A 13768-nucleotide genomic window follows, 5' to 3' on the forward strand; every position below is an offset into this window, starting at 1 on the left:
TTAGTCCCTGCGGAACAGAATACTGGCACCCCAACCGGTAATCACGGCCAGAAGCACGCACAAAATACCGTAGACGACAGGCGTCTGGTGGGCGGCATCCGTTATGGCCTGCTCCATGCCGGTCTTGACCACGCGCAACCGCAATTCCTTTTGCGCTATGGGCATGCCGCTTTTGAAGAGGTAGGCGCGGGCGGTGTGGACGCCGTTCGGCACGTTGGCTGGCAGGCGCAGCGTAGCCCAGAACAGGCCCGTGCGTTCCAGCCGCACCCCGGTCGTGTCATTGCGATAAATGCCGCTCGACAGTTTCAGACGGCGATAGGCATCCTGAAAATCAAAGACATTGTCAGGCACGCCGGAAAAAACGGCGCTGCGCAGCGGCAGATGGTCTACGCCCAGACCCATGGCCTTCAGCGTTCCAGCCGTAGCGATATTGTCAATACTGCGGGTGCTTGCCATGGAATAGGATTCCGGCAGCGGCGCAAAGGTAATGGCGCTGGTGTTGATCCAGATGCCGGCCACCCGGCTTTTCTTGCGCACGGTGGAATATTCGTTGGGGCCTTCCAGCGTCACGACGATGTCGTACTGGCCGATGGCCAGCAGCAACTGGTCGGCATTGTTCAGCGCGCCGAACATGGTGAAGTCAGCGCCGCGAAAATCCGACGCGATGGAAATTTCCGAGGTCGATGCGCCGATCTCGATGTTTTCCTGCAAGGTCCGCGCCTGCCCATTGGCATCCGGCAGAATGGCGAGCGGCGGCGTCTGCGCTGAGGCCTGCGTGCAGAAGACGCCGAAAACGGCAGCAAGTAGGGCAGCACGGATCAATATCCCAGCCCTCCAACAGCCACCGAAAACAGATCATCCGGCTTTAGCACCAGCGAAATCGCCAGCCTCACGCCCACCGCCAGAACCAGCAGCGCCAGCAGCGCGCGAAGCTGTTCGCCGCGCAGTTTCTGGCCCACGCGCACGCCATATTGCGCACCAACGACCCCCGCCAGCATCAGGATGAAGGCCAGCACAATATCGACGGAAAAATTCGTCGCTGCCTGAACCACGGTCGTATAGGCAGTGACAAAAATGATCTGGAACAGCGAAGTGCCGACAACCACGTTGGTGGGCACGCGCAGCAGATAGATCATGGCTGGAACCATGATGAAGCCGCCGCCGACACCCATGACCGAGGTCAGCACACCGACGCCGAAACCCAGAACGATGATGGGGATGACGCTGAGATAGAGCTTCGATTTCTTGAAGCGCATCTTCCAGGGCAGGCGGTGCACCCAGTTGTGATGGCCGGGGCGGCGCAGCGTCACCGTCTCGTTGCGGGCAGAGCGGCGTATGGCCGAGATGCTTTCCTTCAGCATCAGCACACCAACGGTACTGAGCAGAATGACGTAAAGCAGAGAGATGATGAGATCGAGCTGGCCGATGCTGCGCAACAGCGTAAACAGCCACACGCCAACGGTTGCCCCGCACAGACCGCCAATCAGCAGCATGCCACCCAGCTTCACATCCAGCGTGCCACGCCTGAAATGGCTGATGGAGCCGGAAACGGAGGACGCCACCACCTGGTTTGCACCGGTTGCCACGGCAACAACGGGGGGAATGTTGTAAAAGATCAGAAGCGGAGTGATGAGAAAACCGCCACCCACGCCGAACATGCCGGACAAAAAGCCCACGGCCGCGCCCATGCCGAGAATGATGAAAATATTCACCGATAGTTCTGCAATGGGCAGATAGACAGTCACATCAGGACCTCGGGCATGGTTCCGTGCAAAACAGCAAAGCCGCCATAAGGCGGGCTTCACCACGAATGGGTGGTATCTGTCAAAAAATGGCGAAGGCTACAAGCCCTGCGACCTTCATCGGTCATGCCCGTGGTGGGCATGACTGTCAAACATTCAATGGCAAATACGTTGATATTTAGGAAAGATCGGTAAAGAGCCGATTTACTTGTTGCGAGCCAGCAACGCGGTCACCAGTTCGTCGGTGATGCGTCCGTCCGGCGTCTGGCCCACGGACTTCTGAAATGACTTGATGGCAGTCACTGTGGCCGGGCCCAGCTTGCCGTCAGGTTCACCCGCCTTGAAGCCATTATTGTTGAGAATGGCCTGAATGTTGCGGATCGCCTTTTGCATGTCCACAGAGGCGGTCTTCACCTCTTGCCCGCCGGTCCATTCGGCTGGCAGGTTCACGGTGTTGGCATCGTCGTTCAGGGGCGTCACCTTCCACGCATCAACCTTGGCCTTGGCTTCGGCCAGTTGCTCAGGGCGCATGGCCTTGGCAACATCGTCGCGCTTCTGGCCAGCATCGGCATCGCCATCACGGGCGGCAATGGCAAACCACTTGTAGGATTCCGGCAGGCTCTGAAGAACGCCGCTGCCGCGTGCGTAAAGAATGGCAAGGTTGAACTGGCTGTCACGAACGCCAAGATTGGCCGCTTGGATGAACCAGCGGGCAGCAGCCAGAATGTCGGGCGCACCTGCCGCATCGGATGCGAGCAGAACGGCCAGATTGTGCATGGCGCCCGCATTGCCCTGATTGGCAGCCATTTCGTAGTAGCGCTTTGCCTCACCCAGATTGCGGTCTACGCCGTTTGCCTTCTCATACATGTTGCCAAGGCGGTATTGCGCAAGCGCAAAGCCACGATCGGCAGAAAGCTTGTACCACTTTGCAGCTTCCGCACGGTCAGTGGCGACGCCGCGACCTTCGGTGTAGCGGGCACCGATCTCGAACAAGGCCTGCCTGTCGCCCTTTGCGGCGGCGTCGACAAGAGATTGCGGTGCAATGCCTGCAGGCACGGCAATGGCGGTTTCGCCAAGGGTCTGCTGCTGGGGCTCGGCCTGTGGTGCGGCGGGTGCCTGTTCAGGCGCGGGCAAAGCGGCAATGTCATTTTGCGCAGCGGGCGCAGGTGCTTCCACCGCTGGTGCTTCATCGGGCAGGGGCGCGCCGCCAATCGGGCGCGTGTCGATCAGAGGCGGGTTCCTGTCGGCATCGGCCTGCATCCGTTCGCCAGCGGCTCGGGCGCTTTCATCCATCGCGCTGTCGGATGGCACGGTCACGGCTTGTGTTTCAATGGCGGGCTTTGGCTGTTCCTGAGCGGCGGTCAGGGCCGAGACTTCGCCACTGGTCGCAGCTTCGGTCGCAACCGTTGCGGGCTTGGTGTCGCCACTGACCAGAGACTTGATAACGGGCATGGCCATCATCGCCAGCAGAATGGCGCCGATGCCCAGAAGCAGCGGGCGGCGGTAGCGCGAAAGAGCCGAACCTGCCTTGTCGCTTGATGGCTTGGCGCGCAGGGTGCGCGAGGCGGAACCGCGCTCTGGCGCAGATTCCTGCGCTGCAGCCTGGGCGGCACGGCGGGCGGCGGCGATAAAGTCGGCGCGGCTGTCGGTGTCGCCAGTTCCTGAACGGGCAGCGGCGGTCTGGCTGGCGCGCACGCGCTCCAGAATTTTCTTGATATCAGGCGCACCGGAGCCCGGCTCCAGCAACTCGGTATCCATGTCCGACTGAAGCGTGTCGATCGGGTCGAGCGCAGGCGCAGGGTCAACCTGTGTGCGGGCGGAAGCCTGCGGTTCTTTTTCAGTCTTGGCGGCACTGGAGCGGAAACGGCGCGTCAGCCCGGCCAAAAGGCCGCGCGGCTCTTCACCGGCAGGCTTTGCAGCTTGCGGCGGCGTCAGCGTCTCTGTGTCATGGCCCATCTCGGACATAAGGCCAGACTGGGTCTCGAAAGCATTGCGCTCAGTCTTGATCAGGCCATCTTCTGGAAAGGTGGCGGCTGGCATCTGCGCGATGCTGTCATAGTCTGCCCAGTCGCGATCAGAATCCGCTGTCGCAGGGGCGGCTGGCGAACGCGGTGCACTGCGATTGTCGAGATTGTCGAGACGACCGGCAATCTGCACCAGCGTTTCATGCAGCGCTTCAAAGGTGCGGTGTGTGCGCTCTTCGGTGTTGCGGCTCAGACCTTCCAGCTTGCGCAGGTCGTTGGCCAGCTCGGTCAGAATGGCAATGTCGGAGCTGCTGGCAGTCTGCGCCAGATTGTTGCGCGAATGCGCTTCCAGCACAGCTTCCGCCGCCTGACGCGCAGCTTCGATGATGTATTCGTCGCTCGACGCCATATAGTCTTCGATGGCCGACATGCGCTGGTCGAGTTCCGGCGACATGGCGGTCGCGTCGGATGCAACCGGAGCCTTGGTCTCATCAAGCCTTGCGGCGATCTCTCCCAGACGCTCTTCAAGCCGTGTGAAGGCCGTGTCGTAGGATGGGTTCCGGTCAGAGGAAGGCCGCGTTTCGATCGCCTCGATGCGGCGTGCGATCTTCTCCAGCCGTTCGGCCAGCTTGTCATTGACGGCACCGCTGCCCAGCTCATCGATCTTGCGGGATATATCGGTCAGAAATGCAGTCAGTTCCGGCTGGCTGGATGGCCTCTGAGAGCGTTCCATCAACAGCGAAAGCTGGTCCAGCCGCTCGCTCAGCTGCGAGACGCTACGCTCGGTAGACAGTTCCTCGATGCGGCTTGTCAGCTTGTCCAGCCGCGCACCCAGCGCGTCGGAAGGCTTGGCCCGCTCGGCGGCATCGTCTTTCAATGTGTCGATCTGGGCCGATAGCGCGCTCAGGCGATTTTCCAGCCGCTCGGTCAGTGTCTGGTCGATCGCTGCGGCAGAACGGCTTCCGGCAACGGAAATCGCCCGGCTCATCTCTTCCAGACGCTGGTCAAGGCCGGAGAAATGCTCGCCCAAAGCCAGGTTGGGCGGCAGCATGTGCTTGCCCATCTGCTCGACAGCACCGGCGATGGTGATAAGCTTTTCTTCCAGCGCACGGATATTGCCCTGGCCACCCGTTGAGCCCAGCTGGGTCTTGATGTCATCCAGACGGTACGCGAGCGATACGATTTCATCCTGAAGCGGAGCGGTATCGAATTCGCGCAGCCTGTCATCCACGCTGTTAAAACGCTGTTCCATGCGCTGCATGCTGGTTTCGCGGGCAACCTGATCCATCAGGCTGCGCAATTCCTCAAACTCGCTGCGCAGCGCTTCGCCATCGGGCGATGTCGTCTCGCCCATGCGCTCGATGCTGGCCGCCAGTCGTGCGACATCCTCACGAATATCCTCGGCAAAATCCTGTGTCTCGGCAAAGGTTCTGATATTGCGCAGCTCGGAACGCACACCCTGCATTTCGCGGGCAACGCCCTCGGAAATCTCGTGCTTCAGTTCCTGGCGCATGCTGACCAACGCCTCGGCCACTTCCCGCAGGGCCGCATCCCCCTGATTGGCTTGCGGCATTGCGCGCTCGTAACGGGCGGTCGGGCGCGGGCGCTGCGGCGGAATGGCTGTCGAGGCACGGTAATCGCGCTCGCTGTAACGGCGGTCCATATCGCGGGAGGGCGTGTCGCGATAGTCCGTGTCGCGCTCTGCGTGCAGATCCGCGCCACGCGGCGCTTCCGCCTGCTGGCGTTCCCAACGGGCATCGAGCGCCTTCTGGCGCTGGCGAATCTCATTGACGGGGTCAAAGCGCGGATTTTCGGGCCTTGCGCCGCTTCCGGTTAGGTCAGCGCGACGGTTCGTGGCCTCATAGGCAGGATTTTCATGAGATGGGCGCGCAGGCTTGGCACCCAGAAGATCCTCGATCCGGGCTTCAAGGCCTTCGATTGTGCGGTTGAGCGCATCCAGAGACGATCTGTCACTATGATCCTGGGAATTTGATCGCACTCGGTTCATCTTGCTGCCCGCTTCATCGTTGCCCGGTTATCTGCATGTCCCTTGGCCAGTTGGCAGGGGGCGTGCAGTGGTCATTGTATTGGCTACAGGAACCGCGCGATTCTCGAAGCAGCCCCTGAGAATGAACAATTGCCGAATTGTGGTTAACAATTTGTTAATTAGTTTTTTCTGTTTTAACCGTTTCTTTAGTATTGGCCTTGCGCGGGGCTTGCAGCAAAGCGCGCTTTGTATACTCTAGGTAGAGATATCCGTGCTCCAAAACGCATGAAAATGTCATTTGACGTTTACGCGCACGTCAAATATTGTGTCCTCATAATTGGCCGGAATATTCCGGCGCGGTGCGGAGGATCATCGGAATGCCTGTATACAAGGCCCCTGTCAAAGACACGCTTTTCATACTCAACGACGTGCTCGGTTTAGAGCGCTACAACAATCTCCCCGGCTTTGAAGACGCAACGCCCGACATGATCGAGGCAATCACGGGTGAAGCCGCAAAGCTTGCTGAGGAGCAGCTTTTCCCTCTGAACTGGTCTGGCGATCAGCAGGGCTGCAAGCGCGCCGAAGATGGCTCCGTGTCCGTGCCGGATGGTTTCAAGCAGGCCTATGATGCCTATTGCGAAGGCGGCTGGACTGGCCTTGCCGTGCCGCCGGAATATGGCGGCCAAGGCCTTCCCTATACGCTGCATGCCGCCATCGGCGAATATATGTCGTCAGCCAACCTCTCGCTGATGATGTATCCGGGCCTGACGCAGGGCGCGATTGCCGCCATTCTCGTGCATGGTTCGGATGCGCAGAAGCAGACCTATCTGCCGAAGATGGTGGAAGGCACATGGTCCGGCACCATGAACCTGACGGAGCCCCATTGTGGCACCGATCTGGGCCTGCTCCGCACCAAAGCCGTGCCGCAGGGTGATGGCTCCTACAAGCTCTCAGGCCAGAAGATCTTCATCTCGGCTGGCGAACATTCCATGACGGACAATATCATCCATCTGGTGCTCGCCCGCATCGAAGGCGCACCAGAGGGTACCAAGGGCATTTCGCTCTTCATCGTGCCGAAATTCCTCGTCAATGAGGATGGCTCGGTCGGCAGCCGCAATGGCGTGGTCTGCGGTGCGCTTGAGCATAAGATGGGCATTCACGGCAACGCCACCTGCGTCATGAATTATGATGACGCGACGGGCTACCTCATCGGCGCGGAAAACAAGGGCCTTTCGGCCATGTTCGTGATGATGAACGAGGCGCGTCTGGGCGTTGGCCTTCAGGGCCTCTCCGTCAGCGAAATCGCCTATCAGAATGCCGTGGAATATGCACGCGAGCGTATTCAGGGCCGCTCTCTCTCCGGCGTCAAGGCACCGGAAAAGAAAGCCGATCCGATTATCGTTCACCCCGATATTCGCCGCACTCTGATGACCATCCGTGCCTTCAACGAAGCTGGCCGCGCCTTCCTTCTGTGGTCCGCTCTGCAATCGGATATCGCCCACCGCTCGAGCGATGAGAAGGAACGTCAGGCGGCGGATGATCTCATCGGCCTCGTGACACCGATCCTCAAGGGCGTGCTGACCGACAAGGGCTTTGACCACGCGGTCATGGCGCAACAGGTCTATGGCGGCCACGGCTATATCGAAGAACACGGCATGAGCCAGTATGTGCGCGATGCCCGCATCACCATGATCTATGAGGGTGCCAACGGCATTCAGGCTCTGGATCTCGTCGGTCGCAAGCTGGGCCTCAATGGTGGCCGTGCCGTCATGGCGCTGTTCAAGGAAATCGGCGATTTCTGCGAGGAAAACCGCGCCGATGAAGCCCTCACGCTTTACACTAAGGGCCTCAAGAAAGGCCTGAACGACCTGCAGGCCGCTACCATGTGGTTCATGCAGCACGCCATGGCAAAGCCAGACAATGCCGGTGCCGGTTCCACCGATTACATGCACCTCTTCGGCCTCGTCGTGCTTGGTTACATGCAGGCCCGCATGGCAAAGGCAGCGCAGGCGGCTCTGGCCTCCGGCTCCGCATCAGACGAGGTTTTCCTCAAGACCAAGCTGGTCACCGCCAAGTTCTTCATGGAGCGCCTCATGCCCGAAACGGCCCTGCGCAAGACGCGCATCGAAGCCGGTGCCGACACTATGATGGAACTGGCTGCGGAAGCGTTTTAAGAATTACGGCATTCGCGTGCCGAGAGGCACATGCCGACAGGGAGATGAGAAAATGACTGACGTTTATATCTACGATCACGTCCGCACCCCGCGCGGACGCGGCAAGAAGGATGGTTCGCTGCACGAAGTGCCGTCCGTTCGCCTTGCTGCCAAAACGCTGGAAGCCATCCGCGATCGCAACGGGCTCGACACATCCACCGTCGATGACATCATCATGGGCTGCGTCGATCCGGTCATGGATGCGGGCGCTGTTATCGCCAAGGGTGCGGCTTTCGAGGCCGGTTATTCCACCAAGGCACCGGGCATGCAGATTTCGCGCTTCTGCGCGTCGGGTCTCGATGCCATCAATTTTGCAGCCGGAAAGATTGCTGCTGGTGCTGACGAAATCGTCATCGCAGGCGGCGTGGAAAGCATGTCGCGTGTGGGCATGGGCATGTCGGGCGGTGCCTGGTACATGGACCCATCCGTCAGCTTCCCGGCTTACTTCATGCCGCAGGGCGTGTCTGCCGATCTCATCGCCACCAAATACGGCTTTACCCGTGATGACGTGGATGCCTTTGCTGTCGAAAGCCAGAAGCGCGCGGCCCACGCCTGGGAAAACGGCTACTTCAAGAATTCCGTCATTCAGGTGAAGGACCAGAACGGCATCACCATTCTTGACCGCGATGAGCATATGCGTCCCGGCACGGATATGCAGACGCTTGCCTCGCTCAACGCATCCTTCCAGATGCCGGGCGAAATGGGTGGCTTTGAAGCTGTCGGCATCATGGCGCACCCGGAAGTGGAGCGCATCACCTATGTCCACCATGCGGGCAATTCCTCCGGCATCGTAGATGGTGCAGCAGCTGTTCTGGTCGGCTCCAAGGCGGGCGGCGAGAGCATGGGGCTGAAGCCCCGCGCGCGCATCCGCTCCTTCGCCAATATCGGCTCCGACCCGGCGCTGATGCTGACCGGACCTGTCGATGTCACTGAAAAGCTTCTGGCCAAGACCGGCATGTCGATTGCCGATATCGACCTCTTCGAACTCAACGAAGCCTTCGCCGCCGTGGTGCTGCGCTATCTCCAGGCCTTCGACATCAGCCACGACAAGATGAACGTGAACGGCGGTGCCATCGCCATGGGTCACCCGCTGGGTGCCACCGGCGCGATGATCCTCGGCACGGTTCTGGATGAGCTGGAACGCCGCGATCTCAACACTGCACTGGTCACGCTGTGCATCGGCGCGGGCATGGGCACGGCAACGGTTATCGAGCGGGTTTGATTGGAGCGACGAGCATGGCGGCGCATTCGAACGAGACCAAACGGCATTTCCAGACGAGGCAACTCGAAAAGGATATGGCCGATGCTGCGCAAGCGGTAGGTCGCGTTACGCCCGCCGAAAGCCACGCACGGATGAAAGCAGAAGGACGAGGACTGATCATCGTTCTCGCTCTGCTTGTCATTCTGCTTTGCTACCTGCTCGGCGTCTTCGGCTAGCACAGAAATTCAGGGAAGAGGAATCCCCATATGAGCACCTATACCAATTTCACCCTTGAGACAGATGCAGATGGCATTGCGCTCGTCACCTGGGATATGCCGGAAAAATCCATGAACGTCTTCACAGCCCAGGTGCTGGAAGAGCTGGATGCCGTCATCGACGCCACGGTGGCGGATGCTGGCGTCAAGGGCGTGGTCTTCACATCAGGCAAAGCCACATTCTCCGGCGGGGCTGATCTGTCGATGATCAAGTCCATGTTCTCCTTCTACCATGAGGAGAAGGAAAAGAACCCGGATGAAGCCGCCAAGAAGCTGTTTGATCTCGTCGGCAAGATGAACTGGCTGTATCGCAAGCTGGAAACCAACGGTAAGCCATGGGTTTCGGCCATCAACGGCACCTGCATGGGTGGCGCGCTGGAACTGTCGCTGGCCTGCCATGGTCGTGTGGTTTCCAATGCCAAGAGCGTCAAGCTGGCGCTGCCGGAAATCAAGGTGGGCATTTTCCCCGGTGCCGGTGGCACGCAGCGCGTCTCGCGCCTCACCGATGCTCAGTCTGCCCTTCAGATGATGACCACAGGCCAGTCGCTCACGCCAAGCCGCGCCAAGGCCATGAACCTCGTTCATCAGGTGGTGGAGCCGGATCAGTTGATCCCCGCTGCCAAGCAGATGATCAAGGACGGGCTGAAGCCCGTTGCGCCATGGGATGAGAAGGGCTTCAAGGCCCCCGGCGGCGGCATCTGGACGCCTGCTGCCGCCCAGCTCTGGCCCGCAGCCCCTGCCATTCTGCGCCGCGAAAGCGCTGGCAACTACCCGGCAGCACTTGCCATTCTGAAATGCGTCTATGAAGGCCTGCAATTGCCCTTCGACACCGCCTTGAAGGTGGAGCAGCGTTACTTCACGGAAATCCTTCGCTCGAAGGAAGCCTTTGCGATGATCCGCTCGCTGTTCATTTCCATGCAGGAGCTGGGCAAGGGCGCACGCCGCCCGGCCGGCCAGCCCAAGAGTGATCTCAGCCACGTGGGCGTTGTCGGTGCCGGTTTCATGGGCGCGTCCATTGCCTATGTCACAGCCGTTGCCGGTCTGGATGTCACCCTCATCGACCGCGACGACGAAGCCGCTGCAAAGGGCAAGACAACCTGCGAAGGTCTGGTGAAGGATAGCGTCAACAAGGGCCGCATGACGCAGGAAGAGGGTGCCGCCATCCTCGCCCGCATCACGCCAAGCTCGGACTATGCCTCGCTGAAAACCGCAAACCTTGTCATCGAAGCTGTCTTTGAAGACCGCGACGTGAAGAAGGGCGTGATCGAAGCAGTGGAAGCGGTTCTGCCGGAAGGCGCGATCTTCGCCTCCAACACGTCAACCCTGCCCATCACCGGGCTTGCGCAGAACTCGAAGCGCCCGAATGATTTCATCGGCATCCACTTCTTCTCGCCGGTCGAGAAGATGATGCTGACGGAAGTCATCCTCGGCAAGGAGACGGGTGACAAGGCTTTGGCCGTGGCACTGGATTATGTCGCAAAGATTAAGAAGACGCCGATTGTCGTCAATGACACGCGTGGCTTTTTCGTCAATCGCTGCGTGCTGCGTTACATGGCCGAAAGCTATGAAATGCTGATCGAAGGCGTGCCCGCCGCCATGATCGAGAATGCCGCGAAGTTCGCCGGCATGCCGGTCGGTCCTCTCGCGCTCAACGATGAAGTCGCCATCGATCTGTCCTACAAGATCCTCAAGGCCACCGTTGCCGATCTTGGAGACAAGGCCGTCGATGTCCGCCATATGGAGCTGGTCAAGAAGATGGTGGAAGGCGAGGGCCGCTTTGGCCGCAAGAACGCCAAGGGCTTCTATGACTATCCGGCAAAGCCTGCCAAGAAGTCTCTCTGGCCCGGCCTGAAAGACCTCTATGCGCAGAAAAAGCCTGAAGATGTTGATATGGAGGTGCTAAAACAGCGTTTCCTCGTCACCATCGCGCTGGAAGCAGCCCGCACCGTTGAAGAGGGCATCGTGACCGATCCCCGTGAAGCCGATGTCGGCTCCATTCTGGGCTTCGGCTTCGCGCCTTACACGGGCGGTGCTCTCTCCTATATCGATGGTATGGGCGTGAAGACCTTCGTCGCGCTGGCCGAGAAACTGTCGCAGACCTATGGCGCGCACTTCAAGCCAACCCCGCTGCTCCAAGACATGGCCGCCAAGGGCGAAACCTTCTATGGCCGCTTCGACCCCTATGGACAGGCTGCGCAAGCCGCATAATGGCAAACTTATACTGCAAATCGACAGGCCCTCCGGGGCCTGTTTTTGTTTTCAGATGCAGGATGCTGTATCGAGGCCCGCCATTGATGGCTATTAACAGAAATGCGTGATCGATATTGTCTTTAATCTCATTAACCGCGCTAATGTTATTATTGATTACTTCGTATTATTCAATTTCCAGACAATAAAATTGCACTTATATCGGAATTAAAGGCCAATAACGCAGCCATTGCTGCGCCAGAAGTCGCGCCCTGATCCCGGAGGACTTATCCATGAAACGAATACTGTTTGCTGCTGCCATCGCTCTCGCCCCCTTCTTTGCCCAGGCTGAAACACTGAAATTTCCGAGTGATGCGCCCATCGCATCGGTGAAAATTCCCGATGATTGGGGTCCGAAAGAAACCGAAACCGGCATCGACGCCACATCTCCTGATAGCGCCATCTATTTCTCCATCGATGTCGCCAGCGATAAAAGCATGGATAAGGTCATCGAAGATGCCATCAAATTCCTCGTCGACAATGGCGTGGAAATTGATGCTAAAAGCCAGAGCGATTCCGGCGATGTCGAAATCAACGGCATGACGTTTGGAAGCATCGAATTCGACGGTGTCGATGCAGATGGCCCGGTGGAAGTCTCCCTCGGCTTCGCCTCGCCCAAGGAAGGCAAGATGCTTGTCGTGACCTATTGGGGCACGAAAGCCACGCAGGACGCTCACAGCAAGACACTGGTCAGCATTCTGCAGTCGCTCAAGCCGGTCAAATAGCAATCACCATTGCAGCGCCCTGCGATCATATCGGGCGCTGCAATGCCTGTCTTGCGCCCTGTCACCACCACCTGCGTGCATCCTTTTGCGTCCTCCCGCGTTTGCGAGATATCCCAGATCTGCCTGCACCCATCGCAGCCAGACGCGCATATGAGAGGAATACGACATGAGGGCGCCGATCCGTTCGCATGGCTTTGACAAGCCGTCAGACCTTGAAGATGAACTTTCCCACCTGGATGATAACGCAGGCGCGACAAGAGACAGCGCGAACACAGGTGCAAGAGCATCTGGACTGTCCTCCTCTGATGTGTCCCTGCATGAGCAGATCAACGATATCAGGCGCGAGATGGCGGCCATCCGAAGCGATGTCGAACAGTTGCAGGCTGCGGCATCCAGTAAAAGCGGTGGATCCGGCCACGCCTCTGACGTCTCCACTTGGCTCCCCGTCGTCCGTTCCGTTGCCATCACATCACTGGCAGGCCGTATCTTCGCATCCTCGCCCATCATGGCGCTGCTGGTTGCTGCAGTCCCCTTCGCGCTCGGCCTGTCGGCTGGCTCGAAGTAGCTTTTTTGAGTACGGCCCGCTCAATGCGGGCCGTTTTCTCCACGGTCATCAGGACCTGACCGAAAAACATCATTGAAAATCAATGATCTGTCCAAAAAACGAAAAAAATCACAAAAAAATTTCCGCAACTTTCTCAATGACGCTGAAGCAGAGCGCACAATCTGCCTTGCATCGTCGCCAAAATGTGTTCGCGAGACATGGCGGGCCGACGGGGCTGGGACCGGGTTGTCTGCCTGTAACGTGCGGACAGGCAACAGGGTCTCAAAGGCGGAACGCCCGGCTATCCCTGAAGGAGGCCGGATGTTCCATTCCAATGGGCCACTCAAGTGGCGCGCAATCCCCGTGGTTCAAACGATCGGGGCAGGGTGCGCTTATTGCGAACGACTGGAACGACGGGAAAAGCGATTTTCCCGGATATATGAGGCCACGCGGATGCGCACGCCCGTTAAAACCATACCAGAGATCCCGCATCCGCGTGTCGTCTCAGGGCTCAGCATAACCGCCAACCACGCGCGCCCGCGCCGCGTGGTTGGCGAAGCCTGCGCATTTTTTTTCAAAAGCAAATCGTTTTCACCGCAGCAAGAACACCCAAAGCCCACGACTCCAAGCCTTTCCCACGTCATCCACAGGGACCGCCAAAAAACTGTCAAAAAAGTTCAAAGAGGCGCTTGCCATGGCCGAACAATATGTTAAAACCCGCTCACTTCCGGGGCAGCAAGCTTCTCCGGCGCAGACCAAAGCGAAGGTTCACCTTGAGCCTCTAGTGCCCGAATAGCTCAGTTGGTAGAGCAGCGGATTGAAAATCCGCGTGTCGGTGGTTCAAATCCGCCTTCGGGCACCATTCTTCCC

At 59.0% G+C, this 13768-nt stretch carries 9 protein-coding genes and 1 tRNA gene; 7 read left to right on the forward strand and 3 right to left on the reverse strand.

Translation table 11 applies throughout. The annotated features are described in order from the left end of the window. From RQI55_RS08055 to RQI55_RS08065, 3 genes are all read right to left on the reverse strand, one after another. Complete coding sequence (locus RQI55_RS08055) at positions 1-822, reverse strand: TIGR02186 family protein (RefSeq protein ID WP_243256683.1); 822 nt, start codon at positions 820-822, stop codon at positions 1-3. After that, entirely contained in the window at positions 819-1745 is a 927-nt protein-coding gene (locus tag RQI55_RS08060) for a sulfite exporter TauE/SafE family protein (RefSeq protein ID WP_042617975.1), read from the reverse strand. The genes RQI55_RS08055 and RQI55_RS08060 overlap by 4 nt, the downstream gene beginning before the upstream one ends. Positions 1746-1946: 201 nt before the next feature. Then, positions 1947-5714, reverse strand: a complete 3768-nt coding sequence (locus RQI55_RS08065) for a peptidoglycan-binding protein (RefSeq protein ID WP_243256682.1) — start codon at positions 5712-5714, stop codon at positions 1947-1949. Positions 5715-6070: 356 nt separating this feature from the next. On the opposite strand from RQI55_RS08065, the gene RQI55_RS08070 reads away from it, so the two are divergent. From RQI55_RS08070 to RQI55_RS08100, 7 genes are all read left to right on the forward strand, one after another. Next, positions 6071-7867, forward strand: coding sequence for an acyl-CoA dehydrogenase C-terminal domain-containing protein (locus RQI55_RS08070; RefSeq protein WP_243256681.1), 1797 nt, complete (start codon positions 6071-6073; stop codon positions 7865-7867). 52 nt (positions 7868-7919) lie between these two features. Next, positions 7920-9128 carry an acetyl-CoA C-acetyltransferase gene (locus RQI55_RS08075; RefSeq protein ID WP_243256680.1) on the forward strand — a complete coding sequence of 403 codons (1209 nt, stop codon included), beginning with the start codon at positions 7920-7922 and terminating at the stop codon, positions 9126-9128. A 14-nt stretch (positions 9129-9142) separates the two neighbouring features. Next, positions 9143-9343 carry a hypothetical protein gene (locus RQI55_RS08080; protein ID WP_042617979.1) on the forward strand — a complete coding sequence of 67 codons (201 nt, stop codon included), beginning with the start codon at positions 9143-9145 and terminating at the stop codon, positions 9341-9343. A 30-nt stretch (positions 9344-9373) separates the two neighbouring features. Continuing rightward, a complete protein-coding gene (locus RQI55_RS08085) occupies positions 9374-11590 on the forward strand; it encodes an FAD-dependent oxidoreductase (protein WP_243256679.1) in 2217 nt (738 codons plus the stop codon). A gap of 272 nt (positions 11591-11862) precedes the next feature. Continuing rightward, positions 11863-12354, forward strand: a complete 492-nt coding sequence (locus RQI55_RS08090; protein WP_243256678.1) for a histidine kinase — start codon at positions 11863-11865, stop codon at positions 12352-12354. Positions 12355-12520: 166 nt separating this feature from the next. After that, a complete protein-coding gene (locus RQI55_RS08095; protein WP_243256677.1) occupies positions 12521-12919 on the forward strand; it encodes a hypothetical protein in 399 nt (132 codons plus the stop codon). A 765-nt stretch (positions 12920-13684) separates the two neighbouring features. After that, positions 13685-13760, forward strand: a tRNA-Phe gene (locus RQI55_RS08100). Positions 13761-13768: the final 8 nt, after the last annotated feature.

Origin of the sequence: Rhizobium sp. WCS2018Hpa-16 (assembly GCF_031843705.1) — a bacterium.
GTDB lineage: Bacteria > Pseudomonadota > Alphaproteobacteria > Rhizobiales > Rhizobiaceae > Agrobacterium > Agrobacterium tumefaciens_C.

Excerpts from the sequence above, each read along its gene's own strand:
- RQI55_RS08090 (WP_243256678.1), top strand. The coding sequence starts at position 11,863 with ATGAAACGAATACTGTTTGCTGCTGCCATCGCTCTCGCCCCCTTCTTT.
- RQI55_RS08085 (WP_243256679.1), top strand. The coding sequence starts at position 9,374 with ATGAGCACCTATACCAATTTCACCCTTGAGACAGATGCAGATGGCATT.
- RQI55_RS08075 (WP_243256680.1), top strand. The coding sequence starts at position 7,920 with ATGACTGACGTTTATATCTACGATCACGTCCGCACCCCGCGCGGACGC.
- RQI55_RS08070 (WP_243256681.1), top strand. The coding sequence starts at position 6,071 with ATGCCTGTATACAAGGCCCCTGTCAAAGACACGCTTTTCATACTCAAC.
- RQI55_RS08065 (WP_243256682.1), bottom strand. The coding sequence starts at position 5,714 with ATGAACCGAGTGCGATCAAATTCCCAGGATCATAGTGACAGATCGTCT.
- RQI55_RS08080 (WP_042617979.1), top strand. The coding sequence starts at position 9,143 with ATGGCGGCGCATTCGAACGAGACCAAACGGCATTTCCAGACGAGGCAA.
- RQI55_RS08095 (WP_243256677.1), top strand. The coding sequence starts at position 12,521 with ATGAGGGCGCCGATCCGTTCGCATGGCTTTGACAAGCCGTCAGACCTT.